Genomic DNA, 19,470 nt, shown 5'->3' with positions numbered 1-19,470 from the left:
GGCAAGCACTGGCGGGCGCTGCACGGCAATTACTTTGTCGTTGTCCCCGCCGTTGTCGCCTCAGCCGCCCCCTTGTCCATTGCAAAGCGCGGCTGGAAGAAGGCTTCGATGGCATCCGCAACAGCCGTTGCCGTACGCTCACGCCATTCCGGGGAAATCAGCAGCTTCTCATCCTGTTCGTTGGAGAGATAGCCAAGCTCCACCAGTACGGAAGGCACATCATGGGCCTTCAGCACCATAAAGCCGGCCGAGCGCTGAGGATTGTTGATCAGCTTTACCGCGCTTCTCAGTTCCTCCACGAGAATTCTGGAGAAGTGGTTTGAAAAGATTTTGGTTTCCCGTCTCGCAAGGTCAACCAGAATATCTGCAACCTCGGCAGGCTCTTCGCTCAGCTCCACGCCCGCGAGCACGTCAGAGAAGTTTTCCGAGGCAGCAATCTGGGCTGCCAGCGCATCCGATGCCCTCTCTGACAGAGTGTAGACTGTGGCACCGCGCACCTCTTCCTTATAATCGCGCACCGAGTCCGCGTGGATCGACACCAGAAGGTCGGCATTGTAGCTGCGGGCAATCTGCACACGCTTGCGAAGCGGAATGAAGGTGTCATCTTCCCGCGTCATGAAGACCGTGTAGTGGCCTGTCTCTTCCAGCTTCTTCTTCAGAGCCAGCGTGAAATTCAGAACCACAGCCTTTTCCAGCGTGCCATGCACGCCGATGGCGCCGGTATCAATGCCGCCGTGGCCGGGATCCAGGACAACGACAGGCTTGGTCTTGCCAGCCGAAGATGTCAGCCTGTTTGCCTTGGGCGCAGCCTGCTGCCCATCTGCAACCATAGCACTGAGCGGCTGATGGGTGCGCTCCGCCTCCGCAAGAAACTCCTCACGGCTGGTTTTCACAAGATCAAGCACAAGCCGGGCCGGCTGGTCTTCAACAGCTTCCAGAACGAAGCTCTTGTCCACCTTGGCAGGCTCGGTGAGGTCCAGCACAATCCGTGTCTTGCCCTTGGCGAAGACACCGTAGCGCCAGCTCCGGATCAGACCGCGTCCATCCGTGCCAGAGCCTTCCGGCAGCTTGAACTCCATGGAGGGCAGATCAATGATCACCCGGTAGGGATCTGCGAGATTTGAAACGATGAAAGGCACCTGCCCCTGCAGATCCAGAACGAGATCGGGTCCGCACTTCGTCCCCGGCAATCCGTGCATCCGTGGCAGCAGAAGATACATCCGTGGCGGCTGGCAATGCCTCTGCCTGAATCGGCGCACTGCAGATGACGCCAGGCACCGCCAGAGCGGCAGCAAGCATCACTCTTGCCGCGGCACGGCGCAGCGCGGGCAGGACAAGATCGCAAAAGCCTCTACGGGTCATGGGTTCATACCGTTCGCGGCCTGACAGAAAGACAGGCAAACTCTGCTGCAATCTGACGAGCAATCCTCTACTCCGGTCCTGTTTTCGGGCTCGGATGCGGCACCTGCCGCGCTCTTTAAACCCTCCGGTGGCGTGCCGTCAAAGGACGGATCCTGATGCAATGACCCTGCCCGTGGATGGTTAACCCCGTGCTAACGGGCCTTGCCGCCGCTTGCAAGCTGGCAGAGATGATTTCCATTGCTTGCCAAGGCGCTTGCTGACCCGTAAAAGAAGAATACGGATTTCGGTTTGCAGCCGATACTGCCTCAGATGATGGAAAGAACAGTCTTTCCACATGTCTTGGCGGCTTTGCCGGACGCGCGGAGCGGAGTGGAGGCCTTTGCCCCGGCCGCGGCGTCCGGTGTTAAGAGACGGCGAAGCATTGGGCGGTATTAGGTGTGACGGGTGCGGGCTGTCCATGGACAGTCTGGAATTGGCCGGACCAGAAGGCAGTGAGCAGGCTTCAAGCCTGCGCGCTCCGCCGGAAGGGTGACCAGAGTGACCTGTCATGGCGTCGGGCCAAAAGGCCGGGCTGCATGCCCCATCCGTGAAAAACAGAAGCGCCTCGCATGCGGCCATCGGGTCTCTTGCGGCAGCTCTTCGCGGTGACAACAGTTTAATCAAGGGCAGGCGTTGCCTTGAAGCACAGCGCGATGCAGGCGGAAATGACACAAACGGTGTCCCCGGTTTTGAGGGACAGCCGGTCCGCAGGCATAGACGCGCGCGCGCCAGTCCTTTCGTCTTTCCATCCAAGTGACAAGAAAACGGTCTGCCGGACCTTCAGCCACGGAGCGCGTCAGCCGCGCCCCGGGCGTCCGGCTGCCGTGGAGACCTTCATCAATGGCAAACAAGATGCTGATCGACGCGGCGCATCCGGAGGAAACCCGGGTCGTCGTGGTGCGCGGCAATCGAGTTGAAGAATTCGACTTCGAGGCAGCTAACCGGAAGCAACTGCGCGGCAATATCTATCTGGCGAAGGTGACGCGGGTCGAACCCTCTCTCCAGGCCGCATTCGTGGAGTACGGCGGAAACCGCCATGGTTTCCTCGCTTTCAGCGAAATCCATCCTGACTATTACCAGATCCCCGCCGCTGACAGGCTGGCACTGATCGAAGACGAGCGTCACGAGGAAGAGCGGCGCGAAGCGGCCGAAAACGCCCGCCATGCGGCACGTGAGGCTGCGGCCTCCGACGCGGAAAAGGACGCAGACGACAGCGACGACGACGACGATCACGAGGATTCGGGCAAGACGTCTTCCGAAGGCGACGATGATGCCGACCATGTTGAGTCGGTTGGCGCCGAAGACGCCATGGAAGAGGTGCCGGAGCGCCGCACCCGCCAGCGCAAGCAGTACAAGATCCAGGAAGTCATCAAGCGCCGTCAGGTGCTGCTGGTTCAGGTCGTCAAGGAAGAGCGCGGCAACAAGGGCGCTGCCCTGACAACCTATCTGTCGCTCGCCGGCCGTTACTCGGTTCTGATGCCGAACACGGGCCGTGGCGGTGGCATTTCCCGCAAGATCACCCAGCCTGCCGACCGCAAGCGCCTGAAGAAGATCGCCTCCGAGCTGGAGGTGCCGGAGGGCATGGGCGTCATCCTGCGCACGGCCGGCGCCAGCCGCACCAAGGCCGAGATCAAGCGCGACTTCGAATATCTGATGCGCCTTTGGGAAAACGTGCGCGACCTGACGCTGAAGTCCAGCGCGCCCTGCCTCGTCTACGAGGAAGGCAGCCTGATCAAGCGCTCGATCCGCGACCTTTACAACAAGGACATCGACGAGGTTCTCGTTGCCGGCGAAGAGGGCTACCGCGAGGCCAAGGACTTCATGCGCATGCTCATGCCGAGCCATGCCAAGAACGTTCAGCCCTACCGTGAGGCCTCGCCGATCTTCACCCGCTTCGGAGTGGAGCCGCAGCTCGATGCCATGTTCTCCCCGCAGGTCACCCTGCGTTCGGGTGGCTACATCGTCATCAACCAGACGGAAGCTCTGGTCTCCATCGACGTGAACTCGGGCAAGTCCACCCGCGAGCACAATATCGAGGACACCGCCCTCCAGACGAACCTTGAAGCCGCCGAAGAAGTTTCGCGCCAGTTGCGCCTGCGCGATCTGGCCGGTCTCATCGTCATCGACTTCATCGACATGGAGGAGAACAAGAACAACCGGACGGTGGAGCGCAAGCTCAAGGACTGCCTGAAAAACGATCGTGCGCGCATCCAGGTTGGCCGGATTTCCCATTTCGGCCTCATGGAAATGTCGCGCCAGCGCATCCGCACCGGCGTCCTGGAAAGCTCCACCACGCCTTGCCCGCATTGCCATGGCTCGGGCATGATCCGTTCGGTTGAGTCCGTTGCCCTGCATGTGCTGCGCTCGCTGGAAGACTTCCTGCTGAAGGGCGTCACCCACAATCTGATCGTGCGCACCAACACCTCCGTGGCGCTCTACATCCTCAACCAGAAGCGCCGCAACCTGGGTGACCTTGAGGCCCGCTTCGGCCTTGAGATTGCCGTGGTGGCGGATGAGGTGGGCCATGGCCAGCATTACGTGCTGGAGCGCTCGTCTCTGATCGATCGCGACAAGATCCCCTTCCTGCCCCGCCGCAGATCCAGCCGCATATGGTCGAGATCGAAGAGATCGACGACATCGTCGAGCCGGAGGAAGAGGACGAGGATGAAGCCGAGGAGGAACTGGAAGCAGCCTCGGCACGTCCCTCTGCCCGCGAGCAATCCGAAGACAGCGATCGCCGCAAGCGCCGCCGCCGCAAGCGCCGCCGCAGCCCGGAATCAGGCGGTGACCGTCAGGGCGGCCCGCGTCAGAACGAAGATGGTTCGGACGCAGACGCTGGCGATGACGCTGAAGGCAGCGAAGGTGAAGACGGTGAATCCTCTCAGGGCGAAGGCGCTCAGGGCGATGGTTCCGACGAGCCCAAGCGCAAGCGCCGCCGTGGCCGCCGTGGTGGCCGCCGTGGCCGCCGCAATGGCGAACGTGAGGACGGTGAAGAGGGCAGCGACGGCGAAGAGGATGCCTCCGGTGAGGATGCAGACGCAGCCGCAGCTTCGGAAGATCTGACCAGTGCCGCTAAAGGAGGCGAAGCCGCAAACGGCGGTTCCTTTCCCGAAGCAGCCGAAGCCCCCGCTGCTGCAGAGGCTGACGCAGACGCTCCTGCCCGGGTGGAAGCTGCTCCGGCAGTGGCCCAAACGGCCTCGGAAGCCGTAACGGCAGCTCCCGAGGCACCGCAGGAAGCCCCGGTGGCAGAAGCTCCGGCCGCCGAAGCTCCGGTTCTGGAACCCGTTGCTGCTGAAGCTCCAATTGAAGCCGCCGCAGAGGTTGCACCGGCAGCAGAAGCCGAAGCGCCCGCAGAACCGGCCGCACCGGCTCGCCCGAAGGCACCGGCCACACCTGTTGTCACCAGCGAAACCGCCGGTGATGGCGAAGGTCCGGATGACGAAGGCAAGCCCAAGCGCTCCGGCTGGTGGCAGCGCCGCTCCTTCTTCTGATCACTGGATCAGAGGCTAAAAGAACCCCTCCGGAAGGCTTCTTCCGGAGGGGTTTTGTTTTTCCTGCCGCTGCCAGGACAGCCGGTTTCCCGTGGCCTCAGCGGCCTTTCAGCCATCCATCCAGGCGCCGCACCGCCTCTGCAATGTCTTCACCGGCCCCTGCAAAGGAAAAGCGGGTGTAGCTAGCGCCGTGAACAGGATCGAAATCCGCTCCGGGCGTCGCCGCAACACCGGCTTCGTTCAGCATGGCTCGGGTAAAGTCGAGCGAACTGCCAGCAAAGCGGCTGGTATCGGCATAGACATAGAATGCACCATCCACCGGCAGAAGCCGGTCGAAACCGATCTTCGGCAGGGCGTCCAGCAGCAGCGCCCGGTTGGCGGCATATCCTGCCTTGATCACCTCAAGCTCTTCTGTGGCATCAAAGGCGGCAGCGGCGGCAATCTGTGACAGTTCGGGCGCGGAAATATAGAGGCTCTGGGCAATGCGCTCGGCCGGACGCACAAGGCTTTCCGGGAGCACCATCCAGCCGATGCGCCAGCCCGTCATGCAGTAATATTTGGAGAAGCTGTTGATGATGATCGCGTTTTGCGACGTCTCCAGCGCGCAGGCCTGCTGCCCGTCGTAGACGAGCCCGTGATAGATCTCGTCCGAAATGAACCAGATTCCGGCGTCATCACAAAAGCGGGCAAGATCCGCGAGGGCTGCGGGCGTCATCATCGTGCCGGTCGGGTTGGCGGGGCTCGCCACCAGCACGCCTTTGACCGGGCCATCCCTGAGCGCCGCTGCGATGTGCTCCGGCGTCAGGCTCCAGCGGGTTTCCGGGCCCACTTCGATTTCCACCGGCACCAGCCCCAGCGCCTTGATGATGTTGCGGTAGGCCGGATAGCCGGGTGCTGTCAGCACGATACGGTCGCCCGGATCGAAAGCGGCCAGGAAGGACAGGTTGAAGCCGGCGGAAGAGCCGGTCGTCACCAGAACCCGGCTTTCCGGCACCTCGACGCCATAGGTGTCACGGTAGTGGCGGGCGATCCGCTGGCGCAAGGGTGCGATACCGCGCGCCTCCGTATAGCCAAGGCGTCCGCCCTCCAGCGCCTGCCGGGCGGCGGCAAGAACGGTGGACGGTGCCGGAGCTCCGGGCTGCCCCACTTCCATATGGACGAGGTGCCGTCCTTCTGCCTCCAGCGCACGCGCCGCCGACAGAACATCCATGGCAAGGAACGGATCCACGGCACTGCGGGCGGAAGGGATGGTCTTCTGGCTGGTCACGGCGCAAATCCTCACGATGGCTGTTGCCACGCGGTTTACCCCGCCTTAGGCACTTATGCCAGCCGCCGCTTTGGCGGGGCAGAAAAGGGCAGCACACCAGAGCGTGACCCGTTGCGGCGGCCCGGCCTGTTGACCTGCCCCGGATGCCTCCCCTACTTTCTTCGCCAACACGCGGAAGAGGAAACATCTGTGCGACACATTTCCACCGTTCAAGAACCCGGCAGTGGCGGGATGGCCGCTCCTGTCCTTGGCCGGGTTCTGCGCAAGGCCGGTACCCTGTTCATGGCAGCTGCGATTGCACTGCCATCATTGACCGCCCCTCGGCGGCCCAGGGTCGAAAGATCCCGGTCGTGCGCGATGCAGAGACCGAAGAGCTGCTGCGCGATTATGCAGCTCCGATCTTCAAGGCAGCCGGACTGCCAAAAGGACAGGTTGAGATTATTCTCGTCAACGAGAACAGCTTCAACGCCTTCGTTCCCGATGCGCGCCGCATGTTCATCAATGTGGGCGTGCTGATCGAAGCCGAAACTCCGGGAGAGGTCATCGGCGTGATTGCCCATGAGGCCGGCCATATCGCAGGCCGCCATCTGGTGCGCCTGCGCACCGCCCTTGCCAATGCGCAGATCATGACCGTGGTCGGTATGGTGCTGGGCGCCGGGGCCATGGCTGCCGGTGTCTCCAGCAATTCCAATGGAGCAGCTGGGGGCGGTGCAGCCATTGCCATGGGGGCGCCGGGCATCGGCCAGCGCTCGCTGCTGGCCTATCAGCGCGGCGAAGAGGCGGCTGCCGACAAGGCCGCTTTGCGCTATCTGGAAATGACCGGCCAGAGTGCCAAGGGAATGCTGCGCACCTTCGAGCGCTTCGCTGACCAGCAGCTTTTCTCCGCCAAATACACAGACCCTTACGCCCAGAGCCACCCGATGGCGCGCGAGCGTTACAACTCGCTTGAAGAACAGGCCCGCAAGAGCAAGTATTTCGACAAGCCTGCCCCACCTGCCCTTCAGGCGCGACATGACATGGTGCGGGCCAAGCTGACCGCCTTCACCAATCACCCCAATGCGGTCGCCCGGCTCTATCCACGCTCGGACACAAGTCTGCCAGCGCAATACGCGCGCGCGGTTGCGGCCATGCGCAGCAGCGGCAAGGCAGCAGTGAAGGACATTGATGCGCTGATCGCCAAGCAGCCGGACAACCCGCATTTCTATGAGCTGAAGGGCCAGGCTCTGCTGGAATCGGGCAACCCAAAGGCGGCCATCCCCTCTTTCCAGCGCGCCGTGCAGCTGCGGCCGAACGAGGGCCAGTTCCTGATCTGGCTTGGCTATGCCATGGTCGGCGCCAATGATCCCTCGCTCCTGGCAGAGGCGGAACGCATCCTGAAAAATGGCATCCAGCGCGATCCGAACTCCGGCATCGCCTTTAGCCAGCTGGCCATCGCGCAAGGACGCCAGGGCAAGCAGGCAGAGGCGGATGTTTCCACAGCCCAGGGCATGATGATGGCGGGTGACTTCCAGGCGGCGAAACGATATGCCGCACGTGCTCAAAAGAATTTGAAGCCAGGAACGCCCGCATGGATCCTGGCAGATGATATCCTGACCTACAAGCCGCCAGCCCTGAATCGCTGAGCTGAGGCAATCCGTTTCCGCACCACGCGCTGCATGCGCGCGCAGGAGTTTTGTATGAATCGCTTTCTTCGCTGTCTCGCTGCGCCCGTGCTGGCGCTTGCCCTTGGCACCACGGCTCCCGTAACAGCCTCGGCCCAGTCCCCCGCCCTCGACAAGGCGCAGGTCGAGCAGATCGTGAAGGACTATCTGCTGCAGAATCCGGAAGTCATCCGCGACGCTCTTGTCGAACTGGACCGCCGTGACAAGGAAGCAGAGGCCACCCGCGTCAGCGCCATGGTGTCCGACAAGGACGGAATTCTGCTCAACTCACGCCATCAGGTCGTTCTTGGCAACCCCAAGGGTGATGTCACCATGGTCGAGTTCTTCGACTACAACTGCGGCTACTGCAAGCGTGCCATGGCCGACATGGAACGCCTGCTGGATGAAGACCCGAACCTGCGCGTCGTGCTGAAGGAATATCCGGTACTGGGTCAGGGCTCCTTTGAGGCCGCACAGATTGCCATTGCCGTGAATGCCCTGGCACCGGACAGGTACCGGGAATTCCACGTCGCCATGCTGAGCATGCGCGGCAAGGCCGATCAGGCCAGCACGCTGAAGGTTGCAGAGGCGATGGGACTTACCCGTGACGACCTCGCCCGTGCTGTCACCAAGGACGATGTGCGCGCCAATGTGGAAGAGGTCTATGAACTGGCAGACCAGCTCGGTATCTCCGGCACGCCGTCCTACGTGATCGGCGACGCCGTGATCAAGGGCGCCTATGGCTATGACACGCTGAAGGCCGCCATTGAATCCGTGCGCAAATGCGGCAAGTCGAGCTGCTGACCGGATTGGTCAGACCACCGGCATTTCCGTAAATTTCACAAAGACCCTGGGGGCGGCCATGGCGCTGCCCCAATCAGGGCTTTTCCTCCCGCACGCAAATCCCTATAAGGATGCGGAAATCGCGGCGACGGAGAAGGAATGCCCGCCACCTTTTTCATTTTGAACGGCCCCAATCTCAACCGGCTCGGCAAGCGCGAGCCAGAGACCTATGGCCGCACGACCCTCGCCGATATCGAGGCCCAGGCACGCGCAACTGCCGCGCGGCTCGGCTACGACATCGTCTTCCGCCAGACCAACAGCGAAGGAACGCTGGTGGACTGGATTCATGAAGCTGCCGACACCGGCGCTGTGGGGATCATCATCAATCCTGCCGCCTACACGCACACATCCGTCGCTCTTCACGACGCGATCCGTGCCGTGGCGCTCCCTACGGTGGAAGTCCATCTCTCTAACGTCCATGCACGTGAGGCCTTCCGCCACCACTCCTATGTCTCACCGGTTGCGGCCGGCGTGATCTGCGGCTTCGGCGCCAAGGGCTATGACCTGGCGATCGAGGCCCTGGCCCACAAGCTCGGCGCCTGAACGACTACAGAAAGCACTTTGAGATGACCAAAGAAAACAACGGTTTCGACAAAAACCTGATCCGTGAGCTGGCGCTCCTGCTCGACGAAACCAATCTGTCCGAGATCGAGCTGGAGCAGAAAGACTTCCGCATCCGCGTTGCCCGCGAGCTGACGATCCAGGCTTCCGTTGCCTCTCACTATGCTCCGGCTCCTGCCGCTGCCCCGGCCGCAGCTGCGGCCCCGGCCCCTGCGGCAGCTCCGGCAGAGCCTGCAAAGCACCCGGGCATGGTGCCTTCGCCGATGGTCGGCACTGCCTATCTTTCGCCCGAGCCGGGTGCCCGTCCGTTCGTGGAAGTTGGCGCCGCCGTGAAGGAAGGCCAGACGGTTCTGATCGTCGAGGCCATGAAGACCATGAACCAGATCCCGCTCCGCGCAGCGGCGTGCTGAAGCAGGTGCTGGTCACCGACGCGCAGCCGGTGGAATACGGCGAACCGCTCTTCATCATCGAATAAGGGGCGGCCCATGTTCACCAAGATCCTGATCGCAAACCGCGGCGAAATTGCCCTCCGGGTGCTGCGGGCCTGCAAGGAGCTCGGCATTTCCACCGTGGCGGTGCACTCCACCGCCGACGCGGATGCCATGCACGTGCGCCTCGCCGATGAAAGCGTCTGCATCGGCCCGGCTCCGGCCCGTGACAGCTACCTCAACATCCCTGCCCTTATGGCCGCCTGTGAAATCACCGGCGCCGATGCAGTGCATCCGGGCTACGGCTTCCTGTCCGAGAACGCCCGCTTTGCGGAAATTCTCGAGGCTCACAACATCACCTTCATTGGCCCCACGTCGGAACATATCCGCATCATGGGGGACAAGATCGAGGCCAAGCAGACCGCCAAGCGCCTCGGCATTCCGGTGGTACCGGGCTCTGATGGTGCCGTGACGCCGAAGGACGATGCCCACGCGATCGCCCGCGAGATCGGCTATCCGGTTCTCGTCAAGGCAGCAGCTGGCGGCGGCGGGCGCGGCATGAAGGTGGCAATGACCGAGGCCGACCTCGACAACGCCCTTTCCACTGCACGCTCCGAAGCCAAGGCAGCCTTCGGCGATGATGCTCTCTACATGGAGAAGTATCTGGCCAAGCCGCGCCACATCGAAATCCAGGTTCTGGGTGACGGTCAGGGCAACGCCATTCATCTGGGCGAGCGTGACTGCTCGCTGCAGCGCCGTCACCAGAAGGTGCTGGAAGAGGCTCCCTCCCCGGCGCTCAACGCCAGCCAGCGTGCTGAAATCGGCGAGATCGTTGCCGATGCCATGCGCAAGCTGAAGTACCGGGGCGTCGGCACGGTTGAGTTCCTCTACGAAGATGGCCAGTTCTACTTCATCGAGATGAACACCCGTCTGCAGGTGGAGCATCCGGTAACGGAAATGGTCACCGGCATCGATCTCGTGAACGAGCAGATCCGCATTGCTGCGGGCGGCACACTCGGCCTCAGGCAGGAAGACGTGCTGTTCGAGGGCCATGCCATCGAATGCCGCATCAACGCGGAAAACCCGCGCACCTTCGCGCCCTCGCCCGGCACGATCACCTACTACCACCCGCCCGGCGGCCTCGGTGTGCGCGTCGATTCTGGCGTCTATCAGGGCTACAAGATCCCGCCGCACTACGACAGCCTCATCGGCAAGCTCATCGTCCATGGCCGCAACCGCGTGGAATGCATGATGCGCCTGCGCCGCTGCCTGGATGAATTCGTCGTCGACGGCATCCAGTCCACCATTCCGCTGTTCCGCGATCTGGTGGATAATCAGGACATTGCCAACGGCCAGTATGACATTCACTGGCTGGAAAAGTATCTGGCTGCCAAGGAGCAGTAAGATACCGCAGAAAAGTTCTCCGCCCGCATGGCCGGGCGGAGACTGCATCTGATCAGATCCGGCGCAAGACCGGACGGTACAGGCCTCGGGATGGCACGCAAGAACAACGACGACGCCGTTCTGGAAATCACGCCGCAGCTTCTGCTGAAGGCCTATGCCTGTGGCATCTTTCCAATGTCGGAATCAGCGGATGACCCGCATCTGTTCTGGATCGAACCAGAGCAACGCGGAATCCTGCCTCTCGACGGCTTCCACCTGCCCCGCCGCCTTGCCCGCACCGTGCGCTCGGACCATTTCGAAATCCGCGTGGACAGCGATTTTGAAGGCGTCATCAGCGGTTGCGCAGAACCGGCACCGGGCCGCGACAACACCTGGATCAATTCCGAAATCCGCCGCCTCTATGGCGAGCTCTTCGAGCTTGGCCACTGCCACACGGTGGAGGCCTGGCGCGAGGGCAAGCTGGTGGGCGGTCTCTATGGGGTGAGCATCGGCGGCGCCTTCTTCGGCGAAAGCATGTTCGCCCGCGAGCGCGACGCCTCCAAAGTATGCCTCACCCATCTGGTAGCCCGGCTGATTGCCGGCGGTTACCGCCTGCTCGACACCCAGTTCACCACCACCCATCTGGAGCGCTTCGGCACCATCGAAGTGCCCAAGGCGGACTACAGCCTGCTTCTCGAAGACGCCATGCGCTGTGACGCGAGCTACTTCACCCTCCCCCGATGCCTCCGGCGAAATGGCGCTGGCCGTACTTGAAGGGCCGAAAGGGTCAGAGATGCAGAAGGCGTGAGCCATCAAGTTTGCGGGCACTGGGGCGCAAAGATTGCGAAAGACTATCCATCTTCGTCATGGCATGACGGAAATTGGATGTTTTCGTAAAAATAATCAGCCCCACAATGGTCACGCAATTTCATGAAATAAGAAGCCGGAAACTGCTCTCCAGTTCCCGGCTTCTTATTTTCAACGCTCCTGTCCCCTCAGCCGCGCAGAGCGCGGTCGAGGTGGGTGTAGCCACCGTCGGGGAAGACCCACTGGCCGGTCGTGTGGGACGAGCGGGACGACAGCAGGAAGACGACTGTGTCCGCCAGCTCCCGCGGTGTCGTCATGCGGGCGCCGAAGGGAATACGGCCTTCGATCTCCGCAAGCCGCTCCTCCGGGTCCGGGAAGGACTTCAGCCAGTTCTCATAGAGCGGTGTCATCACCTCGGCCGGCAGCACGGCATTGACCCGCACCCCGTCCTTGGCAAGCTCCGCCGCCCATTCCCGCGTCAGACCCAGCTGCGCCGCCTTGGCGGCCACATAGGCTGAAGTGTTCCCCTGCCCCGTCACCGCCGTCTTGGACGAGACATTGACCACGGCCCCTTTCGAGGCCTTGAGGTCGGCCAGAGCGTGGTGCATCAGCGTGTAGTAATGCACCAGATTGCGGTCGAGCGAAGCGCGGAAGGCTTCCGGCCCGGCATCAAGGCCGACGCTGTCATTGGCACCGGCATTGTTGACCAGCCCGTCGATTCGGCCATAGCGCACCCGGCAGGTTGAGATCACCGCCGCGCAATCCTCATCGCGCGACAGCTCCGCCTGAATGAAAGACGCCTGAGGCGACAGGGCGGTTATCCGCGCCATGAACGCCGCCTCCGGTTCCCGCCGCGTGGCGATGACCGGAACGGCCCCTCCTCGGCGAGAATTTCGGTCACGGCTGCCCCGATGCCCGAAGCCCCGCCCGTGACGATGATGACCTTGTCCTTGAGCCCCAGATCCATCAGTTTGCTCCGAACCGGTAGGCCGCGATGGAGGCCGGTTTCATTTCGATGGAGAAGCCCGGCATCTGCGGCGGCATGTAGGCTGCATCACGAATGAGGCAGGGCTCGACGAAATGCTCGTGCAGGTGATCCACATATTCGATCACCCGGCCCTCATAGGTGCCTGCAATACACAGATAGTCGATCATCGACAGATGCTGCACATATTCGCAGAGCCCCACGCCGCCCGCATGCGGACAAACCTTGAGGCCGTGCTTGGCCGCCATCAACATCACCGCGAGGATCTCGTTGACGCCGCCCAGGCGGCAGCTGTCGATCTGCACCACGTCGATGGCGCCGCGCATGATCAGCTGCTTGAAGATGATGCGGTTCTGGCACATCTCGCCGGTGGCCACTTGCATCGGGGCAACGGCTTCGCGGATCTTGCGGTGGCCTTCAATGTCATCAGGGCTGGTCGGCTCCTCGATGAACCACGGGCGGGCAAAGGCAAGCTGCTTCACCCAATCGATCGCCTGATCGACTTCCCACACCTGGTTGGCATCGATCATCAGGTTGATGTCCGGGCCGACCGTTTCGCGGGCAATCGTCAGACGGCGGATGTCGTCGGCCAGGTCGCGGCCCACCTTCATCTTGATGTGGCGGAAGCCGGCATCGACCGCCTCACGGCACAGGCGCCGCAGCTTGTCGTCGTCATAGCCGAGCCATCCGGCCGAGGTGGTGTAGCAGGGATAGCCGGTGGCTTCGAGCTTGGCCCGCCGCTCCGCCTTGCCTTCCGCCTGCTTCGTCAGGAACTCAAGTGCCCATTCCGGCGTGATGCAATCCGTGAGGTAGCGGAAGTCGATGCAGCGCACCAGCTCTTCCGGGCTCATGTCTGCCACCAGCGCCCAGACCGGCTTGCCCTCGATCTTGGCCCACAGGTCCCAGACCGCGTTGACGACGGCACCAGTTGCCAGATGGATCGCGCCCTTGTCGGGACCGATCCAGCGCAGCTGGCTGTCGGAAGTGATGTGCCGCCAGAAGCGGCCCATGTCTTCGGCAACCCAGGCCATATCGAGCCCTACGACCAGCGGACGCAGTGCCTCAATGGCGGCAACGCAGATCTCGTTGCCGCGCCCGATGGTGAAGGTCAGACCGTGGCCCTCGTGGGGGCCATCGGTCTCCAGCACCACATAGGCTGCCGAGTAGTCCGGATCCGGGTTCATCGCATCCGAGCCGTCGAGATGCTGGCTCGTGGGGAAACGCAGGTCCGCTGTGCGCAGCCCGGTGATCCTTGTCATGCCCGCACCACCTTCTGGGTCTGCTCGCCGAGGCCCGCGATGCCGAGGCGGATGGTTTCGCCGCCCTTGAGGAACACCGGCGGCTTCTGGCCAAGGCCAACGCCGGGAGGCGTGCCGGTGGAGATGACATCACCCGGCTGCAGCGACATAAAGCGGCTGAGGTAGGAAACGATATGGGCGACGCCGAAGATCATCGTTGCGGTAGAGCCGTCCTGATAGCGCTTGCCATCGACCTCCAGCCACATGTGCAGGTTGCCCGTATCGGCGACTTCGTCGCGGGTTACCAGCCAGGGACCGATAGGACCAAACGTATCGCAGCCCTTGCCCTTGTCCCAGGTGCCGCCGCGCTCGATCTGGAATTCGCGTTCGGACACATCGTTGACAACGCAATAGCCGGCCACATGGTCCAGCGCGTCTTTTTCCTCGATGTACTTGCCGCCCTTGCCGATAACGATGCCAAGTTCGACTTCCCAGTCGGTCTTCTGCGAGCCGCGCGGGATTTCGATGGCATCATCCGGGCCGGAGATGGCCGAGGTCCACTTGTTGAAGACCACCGGCTCTTTCGGGATGTCGGCCCCGGTTTCCGCCGCATGATCGGCATAATTGAGACCGATGCAGATGAACTTGCCGACGCGGCCAACACAGGCGCCAAGGCGCAGGTCCTGCTGCGGGGTGCCCGGCACAACCGGCAGCGAAGCCGGATCAATGGCGGCAAGACGCGCAAGGCCTTCCGGCGTCAGGTGGCTGCCGGCAACGTCATCAATGACGCCGGACAGATCACGCACCTTGCCATCCTTGTCGAGAAGGCCCGGCTTTTCCTGGCCATTCGGGCCGTAACGCAGCAACTTCATTTCAGTCTCCGTGGTTAAGAATGGGACCGGGCAGTCTGCCCGGCCCCGGATGTCAAAGCTGGATCTCCTCAAGCCCGTGCGGCGCCTGAGCCTTCCAAGGCGTGATGCGCAAGCATCTCAGCGCCTTGAAATCAATCGTAGAGAACGGCAGCAATCTCCGGCGCGTCGATGTTCGACTTGTCGTAGTAGTAGAAGCCGGTGTCGATGTTCGGCACCACCGGTTCGCCCTTGGCCGCAGCAACAGCGGCCTTGACGGTCTCATAGCCGATGCCGACGGGGTTCTGGGTGATCGCGCCAGCCATCAGGCCGTCGCGGACCGCCTGCTTCTGGGCAGCGCCCGAGTCATAGCCGATGATGACCACCTTCTTGCCCATTTCGCGCGCGCCATTGACGACGCCAATGGCCGAGCCTTCATTGGCACCGAAGATGCCCTTCAGGTTCGGGTTCGCCTGCAAAATGGCCTTTGTGATTTCGGTGGACTTGAGCTGGTCACCGCCGCCGTACTCGATGGCAACGATCTGGATCTTCGGCTTGTTCATGGCCATCCACTCGACAAAGCCGTCGCGGCGGTCGATGCCGGTGCGGCTGGTCTGGTCATGCACCACCAGCGCAACCTCGCCCTCGTCACCGATCAGCGCAGCCATCTTCTCGGCCGCAAGGGCGGCCGCTGCCTTGTTGTCGGTGGCAGCCGTTGCGACCGGAATGGAGCTGTCTACGCCGCTGTCGAAGGCAATGACCGGGATCTTGGCAGCTTCCGCCTGCCGCAGCAGCGGGATGGCCGCCTGGCTGTCCAGCGCGGCAAAGCCGATGGCAGAGGGCTTCTTGGCAAGGGCGGCGGACAGCATGTCGATCTGCCGGTCGACCATGGTCTCGTTGTCCGGACCTTCAAAAGTCACTTCCACGTTGAACTCGGCGGCTGCCTTGTCGGCGCCAGCCTTCACGGCCTGCCAGAACTGATGCTGGAAGCCCTTGGAAATCAGCGGGATATACATCTTCTCCTGTGCCATCGGCATGGATGCCGAGGCGACGAGGACGGCGGCACTGAGCGTGCCCAGCAGCATACGGCGTGTAATCATTTCCATTCCTCCACTTTCAGGGTTTCAAAGATACGGGGTGTTCCCACCCTCTTCTTTCCTGACCTCAGCTGCGCTCCCTCCGCAGTTGATCGGCATAGACGGCAAGGATGATGATCCCGCCGGTCACAACGGTCTGCCACTCGGGCGCGACCGAAAGAATGCGCAAGCCATTGGTGAGCACGGCCATGATCAGCGCGCCAATCAGCGTGCCAAGCACAGTGCCCCTGCCTCCGGCCAGCGACGTGCCACCAATGACGACGGCGGCGATGGCATCCAGCTCATAGCCAAGGCCGAGAGCCGGCTGCGCCGAGTTGAGACGCGAGGAGATAAGAATGCCTGCAATGCCGCAGATGCCTCCTGCCAGCGCATAAACAGCCATTTTCCAGGCGCGGGTGTTGACGCCGGACAGGCGCACCGCCTCCTCGTTTGAGCCGAGCGCATAGGTGTAGCGGCCAAGCACCGTACGCGACAACACCCAGGCCATGCCGCCCGCCACCACAAAAAGCACAAGTACGCCGTTGGGGATCGGCAATGCAGGGATCACCACGCCAAACAGAGAGCCCTGCGAGATATCCGTGTAGCCCGGCGTGTCGTTGAAATAGATCGGGCGAGCGCCGGTGATGATCAGCGACAGGCCCTTCAGCATCAGCATCATGCCCAGGGTGGCAATGAAGGGCGGGATCTTCATCTGCGCCACGAATGTGCCCGAAGCCAGACCACAAAGCGCGCCCGTGCCGATGGCCGCGAGAATGCCCAGAGGCAGCGGCATGCCTGCCCAGGTCAGCACCACGCCGGTGACAACGGCACAGAAGGTCATAAGAGTGCCGATGGACAAATCGATTCCACCCGTCAGGATGATGACCGTTGCTGCGACAGCCAGCACGCCGTTGACAGACGTAGCCTGCAGAATGGCCATGATGTTGCTCACCTGAAAGAAATTCGGCGAGGCAAGACTGAAGCCGATGACGAGAATGATCAGGCTGGCAAATGCCAGAAGCTTCTGCTGGGCGGATGCGGATTGCTGCACGAAGCTAGCCCCCGCTGCGGCCTTGGACTTGTCTTGTGCTGTCACGCGGGTTCCTCCTGACGCGTGGCTTGCCGGGCAGTGGCAAGGTGCATGATGTCTTCCTGGGTTGTGCCAGCCCCGCCGGGCAGCGTGCCGGTCAGCCGGCCTTCGCACATCACGGCAATGCGGTGTGACACACGCAGGATCTCCGGCAGTTCCGAGCTGATGACGATGATCGCCTTGCCCTCCGCAGCAAGGTCCGCCAGCAGCTTGTAGATCTCCGACTTGGCGCCGATATCAATGCCGCGTGTCGGCTCATCGAAAATCAGGATATCGCAGTTGCGCAACAGCCATTTGGCGATGACGACCTTTTGCTGGTTGCCGCCGGACAGAAGCCGCACCTCCTGCCGCTCGGACGGGGTGCGGATACCAAGGCTCTTGATGAATTCCCGCGCCGTCTTGCGCATGGCTTCGTCATTGAGCTGCCCGGCTCCACCGGTAAAGCGGTGCATGCTGGCCAGCGCCACGTTGTCGGCGACGTCCATGCCAAGGGCGAGGCCGAAATGCTTGCGGTCTTCGGACAGATAGCCAATCCCGGCGCGCACCGCGTCCACCGGCGAGCGGATCTCCACCTTGCGGCCATGCACAGTGATCTCGCCGCTGTCACGCGGATCTGCACCAAAAATGGCGCGGGCAACTTCCGTGCGCCCGGCTCCCATGAGACCGGCGAAGCCCAGCACCTCGCCCTTTTTCAACGAGAAACTGACATCGCGGATCTCGCGGCCCCGGTTCAGTCCCTTCACATCGAGAGCCACCTCAGCTCCGGACAGATCGGGGATAGAGACCGCTTCTTCTGTCAGCGTGCGCCCGACCATCATGGAGATGATCTGCGAGATTGGCGTTTCCTTTGCACCCACCGTGCCCACATACTCGCCGTCACGCATCACCGTTACACGGTCGGAGATGCGGCGGATCTCGTCCATCTTGTGGCTGATATAGACGACGCCCACGCCATCGGCCTTCAGCCGGGCAATCATCGCGAAAAGCTCGTTGATCTCGCCATCGGTGAGCGCCGCCGTCGGCTCGTCCATGATCAGCACGCGGGAACGCGCAGACAGGGCCTTGGCGATCTCCACCATCTGCTGGCGGGCGATGGACAGACCCTCAACCTTGCGGCGCGGATCAATGGTGATGTTGAGCGTGCGAAACAGCGCCTCCGCATCGCGGATCATCTTCGCGTCATCGACCCGGCCAAAGGACAGGCGCGGCTCGCGGCCAATGAAGATGTTCTGCGCAACCGTCAGATCCTTCATCAGGGCGAGTTCTTGATGGATGATGCCAATGCCCTGATCCTGCGCAGCGCGGGGGCTGGGCAGGGTCACTTCCCGGCCCTCAACCAGAATGCGGCCCGAATCCGGATGATAGACGCCGGAAAGGATCTTCATGAGTGTCGATTTGCCAGCGCCGTTCTCGCCCATCAGCGCGTGAACCTCGCCCTCCTGAAGGTCGAAGCTCACGCTTTTCAGGGCATGGACGCCAGGAAACCGCTTTTCGATGCGCTGCATTTCCACGAGGATCTTCATGCGCGCCCCTCCCCGAGCCCGTAGAACCGGGTGGCGGTGCCGCCGAGCAGGGCAGCACGCTCATCAGCCGAAAGGCCGCCCGTCAGCCGCTCCGTTACCTCTTCCCAGAAGCCGTGCGAGCCAGCCAGCGTCACCACCGGCCAGTCAGAGCCCCACATCAGCCGCTGCGGACCAAACCACTCCAGCAAGTGATCCATCACAGGCTTCAACAGGGCAGCAGCGGCATCCACATCCTGCGGGCAGGACGGGCGGACTTCGGTCAGGAGCCCGGACAGCTTGCAGACGATGCGCGTGTCCGCCGCCAGCCCCTTCATGTGCTTCTTCCAATGGCTGCTCAGTCCCTCCGCCACCGTTGGCTTGGCAGCATGATCGATGACCAGCGGAAGACCAGGATGAGCAGCAGCGAAACGAGTGATGGCGGCAAGCTGCGGTTCCATCACCAGTGCATCGAAGCGCAGGCCAAGGCGAACCATTGCCTCGATCACCGATGTCTCGGGCGCGGTCAGGATCCAGTCCGGATCGGCAATGTCCTGAAGCATCGGGCGGATGCCCTTGAGGCGTTTGTCCGCTGCCATACGTGCCAGCCGGTCTTCCGCCAGCGGATCGGTCAGATCCACCCAGCCGACGACGCCGGCAATCTGCGGCGCGTCCTTTGCAAGATCCAGCAGGAACAGGGTTTCCGCTTCGGAGGGCGCAGCCTGCACCACGACAACGCGGCGGCCACCGTTCAGCGCTGCAAGATCAGCAGGCAGAAAGTCACGGCGCAGCGGCGCAAGGGCAGGACCGCCCTCCTCCAGCCAGCCATAGTCTCCCCGTGCCGGGCGCCAGAAATGGCAGTGAGCATCAATTCGTTCCATCCGGCGGCCTCCCGTCCGCGTGTGATGGCTGC

At 62.5% G+C, this 19,470-nt stretch carries 16 protein-coding genes and 2 pseudogenes; 8 read left to right on the top strand and 10 right to left on the bottom strand.

Features of this window, described 5'->3' with window-relative positions; translation table 11 throughout:
• Positions 1-29: 29 nt before the first annotated feature.
• Positions 30-1,190: an N-acetylmuramoyl-L-alanine amidase gene (locus tag ACQB61_RS06685; protein WP_430511998.1), complete on the bottom strand. Its 1,161-nt coding sequence runs from the start codon at positions 1,188-1,190 to the stop codon at positions 30-32.
• A 1,051-nt stretch (positions 1,191-2,241) separates the two neighbouring features.
• Here ACQB61_RS06685 and ACQB61_RS06680 point away from each other — a divergent pair.
• Together ACQB61_RS06680 and ACQB61_RS06675 are read left to right on the top strand one after the other, a co-directional pair.
• Positions 2,242-4,464, top strand: coding sequence for an Rne/Rng family ribonuclease (locus tag ACQB61_RS06680; RefSeq protein WP_430511997.1), 2,223 nt, complete (start codon positions 2,242-2,244; stop codon positions 4,462-4,464).
• Between the two features lie 119 nt (positions 4,465-4,583).
• Positions 4,584-4,892 (top strand): hypothetical protein, encoded by a 309-nt coding sequence (locus ACQB61_RS06675; RefSeq protein ID WP_430511996.1) that lies wholly within the window; start codon positions 4,584-4,586, stop codon positions 4,890-4,892.
• A 97-nt stretch (positions 4,893-4,989) separates the two neighbouring features.
• Here ACQB61_RS06675 and ACQB61_RS06670 read toward each other — a convergent pair whose 3' ends face one another.
• The gene (locus ACQB61_RS06670; RefSeq protein ID WP_430514315.1) at positions 4,990-6,102 is read right to left on the bottom strand and encodes an aminotransferase class I/II-fold pyridoxal phosphate-dependent enzyme; all 1,113 of its coding nucleotides are present in this window, start codon (positions 6,100-6,102) and stop codon (positions 4,990-4,992) included.
• A gap of 407 nt (positions 6,103-6,509) precedes the next feature.
• On the opposite strand from ACQB61_RS06670, the gene ACQB61_RS06665 reads away from it, so the two are divergent.
• From ACQB61_RS06665 to aat, 6 genes and pseudogenes are all read left to right on the top strand, one after another.
• Positions 6,510-7,781 carry a M48 family metalloprotease gene (locus ACQB61_RS06665; RefSeq protein ID WP_430511995.1) on the top strand — a complete coding sequence of 424 codons (1,272 nt, stop codon included), beginning with the start codon at positions 6,510-6,512 and terminating at the stop codon, positions 7,779-7,781.
• Between the two features lie 54 nt (positions 7,782-7,835).
• Positions 7,836-8,603 carry a DsbA family protein gene (locus ACQB61_RS06660; protein ID WP_430511994.1) on the top strand — a complete coding sequence of 256 codons (768 nt, stop codon included), beginning with the start codon at positions 7,836-7,838 and terminating at the stop codon, positions 8,601-8,603.
• Positions 8,604-8,741: 138 nt separating this feature from the next.
• Positions 8,742-9,185, top strand: coding sequence for a type II 3-dehydroquinate dehydratase (gene aroQ / locus ACQB61_RS06655; protein ID WP_430511993.1), 444 nt, complete (start codon positions 8,742-8,744; stop codon positions 9,183-9,185).
• Positions 9,186-9,208: 23 nt separating this feature from the next.
• Positions 9,209-9,678, top strand: a pseudogene (gene accB, locus ACQB61_RS06650) (acetyl-CoA carboxylase biotin carboxyl carrier protein).
• A gap of 10 nt (positions 9,679-9,688) precedes the next feature.
• A complete protein-coding gene (accC, locus tag ACQB61_RS06645; RefSeq protein ID WP_430511992.1) occupies positions 9,689-11,035 on the top strand; it encodes an acetyl-CoA carboxylase biotin carboxylase subunit in 1,347 nt (448 codons plus the stop codon).
• A 90-nt stretch (positions 11,036-11,125) separates the two neighbouring features.
• Complete coding sequence (aat, locus tag ACQB61_RS06640) at positions 11,126-11,788, top strand: leucyl/phenylalanyl-tRNA--protein transferase (protein ID WP_430511991.1); 663 nt, start codon at positions 11,126-11,128, stop codon at positions 11,786-11,788.
• A 221-nt stretch (positions 11,789-12,009) separates the two neighbouring features.
• Here the strand turns inward: aat and ACQB61_RS06635 are convergent.
• From ACQB61_RS06635 to ACQB61_RS06600, 8 genes and pseudogenes are all read right to left on the bottom strand, one after another.
• Positions 12,010-12,687 (bottom strand): annotated as a pseudogene (locus ACQB61_RS06635) (SDR family oxidoreductase); the annotation flags it as partial.
• On the bottom strand, positions 12,639-12,788 hold the full coding sequence (locus tag ACQB61_RS06630; RefSeq protein ID WP_430511990.1) for a hypothetical protein: 150 nt from the start codon (positions 12,786-12,788) through the stop codon (positions 12,639-12,641). The gene ACQB61_RS06630 and the pseudogene ACQB61_RS06635, both read right to left, overlap by 49 nt.
• A complete protein-coding gene (locus ACQB61_RS06625; RefSeq protein ID WP_430511989.1) occupies positions 12,788-14,065 on the bottom strand; it encodes an L-fuconate dehydratase in 1,278 nt (425 codons plus the stop codon). The genes ACQB61_RS06630 and ACQB61_RS06625 overlap by 1 nt, the downstream gene beginning before the upstream one ends.
• Positions 14,062-14,916, bottom strand: a complete 855-nt coding sequence (locus tag ACQB61_RS06620) for an ureidoglycolate lyase (protein WP_430511988.1) — start codon at positions 14,914-14,916, stop codon at positions 14,062-14,064. The genes ACQB61_RS06625 and ACQB61_RS06620 overlap by 4 nt, the downstream gene beginning before the upstream one ends.
• Before the next feature lie 131 nt (positions 14,917-15,047).
• On the bottom strand, positions 15,048-15,992 hold the full coding sequence (locus ACQB61_RS06615) for an ABC transporter substrate-binding protein (RefSeq protein ID WP_430511987.1): 945 nt from the start codon (positions 15,990-15,992) through the stop codon (positions 15,048-15,050).
• 64 nt (positions 15,993-16,056) lie between these two features.
• Positions 16,057-17,064 (bottom strand): ABC transporter permease, encoded by a 1,008-nt coding sequence (locus ACQB61_RS06610; RefSeq protein WP_430511986.1) that lies wholly within the window; start codon positions 17,062-17,064, stop codon positions 16,057-16,059.
• Positions 17,061-18,581 carry a sugar ABC transporter ATP-binding protein gene (locus ACQB61_RS06605; RefSeq protein WP_430511985.1) on the bottom strand — a complete coding sequence of 507 codons (1,521 nt, stop codon included), beginning with the start codon at positions 18,579-18,581 and terminating at the stop codon, positions 17,061-17,063. The genes ACQB61_RS06610 and ACQB61_RS06605 overlap by 4 nt, the downstream gene beginning before the upstream one ends.
• Positions 18,578-19,438 carry an amidohydrolase family protein gene (locus ACQB61_RS06600; RefSeq protein WP_430511984.1) on the bottom strand — a complete coding sequence of 287 codons (861 nt, stop codon included), beginning with the start codon at positions 19,436-19,438 and terminating at the stop codon, positions 18,578-18,580. Before ACQB61_RS06600 ends, ACQB61_RS06605 begins: the two co-directional genes overlap by 4 nt.
• Between the last annotated feature and the right edge of the window lie 32 nt (positions 19,439-19,470).

The sequence above is a fragment of the Pannonibacter phragmitetus genome (assembly GCF_050510895.1).
Taxonomy (GTDB): Bacteria; Pseudomonadota; Alphaproteobacteria; order Rhizobiales; family Stappiaceae; genus Pannonibacter; species Pannonibacter phragmitetus_B.
Note: the sequence above shows the minus strand (reverse complement) of the source record. Positions and strands in the feature narration are given on the sequence as shown.

Bases quoted from the DNA above. Each gene is read 5' to 3' on its own strand.
- ACQB61_RS06680 (WP_430511997.1), top strand. From the start codon at position 2,242: ATGGCAAACAAGATGCTGATCGACGCGGCGCATCCGGAGGAAACCCGG.
- aroQ (WP_430511993.1), top strand. From the start codon at position 8,742: ATGCCCGCCACCTTTTTCATTTTGAACGGCCCCAATCTCAACCGGCTC.
- ACQB61_RS06620 (WP_430511988.1), bottom strand. From the start codon at position 14,916: ATGAAGTTGCTGCGTTACGGCCCGAATGGCCAGGAAAAGCCGGGCCTT.
- ACQB61_RS06630 (WP_430511990.1), bottom strand. From the start codon at position 12,788: ATGGATCTGGGGCTCAAGGACAAGGTCATCATCGTCACGGGCGGGGCT.
- ACQB61_RS06615 (WP_430511987.1), bottom strand. From the start codon at position 15,992: ATGATTACACGCCGTATGCTGCTGGGCACGCTCAGTGCCGCCGTCCTC.
- accC (WP_430511992.1), top strand. From the start codon at position 9,689: ATGTTCACCAAGATCCTGATCGCAAACCGCGGCGAAATTGCCCTCCGG.
- ACQB61_RS06625 (WP_430511989.1), bottom strand. From the start codon at position 14,065: ATGACAAGGATCACCGGGCTGCGCACAGCGGACCTGCGTTTCCCCACG.
- ACQB61_RS06600 (WP_430511984.1), bottom strand. From the start codon at position 19,438: ATGGAACGAATTGATGCTCACTGCCATTTCTGGCGCCCGGCACGGGGA.
- ACQB61_RS06605 (WP_430511985.1), bottom strand. From the start codon at position 18,581: ATGAAGATCCTCGTGGAAATGCAGCGCATCGAAAAGCGGTTTCCTGGC.
- ACQB61_RS06660 (WP_430511994.1), top strand. From the start codon at position 7,836: ATGAATCGCTTTCTTCGCTGTCTCGCTGCGCCCGTGCTGGCGCTTGCC.
- ACQB61_RS06670 (WP_430514315.1), bottom strand. From the start codon at position 6,102: ATGGATGTTCTGTCGGCGGCGCGTGCGCTGGAGGCAGAAGGACGGCAC.
- aat (WP_430511991.1), top strand. From the start codon at position 11,126: ATGGCACGCAAGAACAACGACGACGCCGTTCTGGAAATCACGCCGCAG.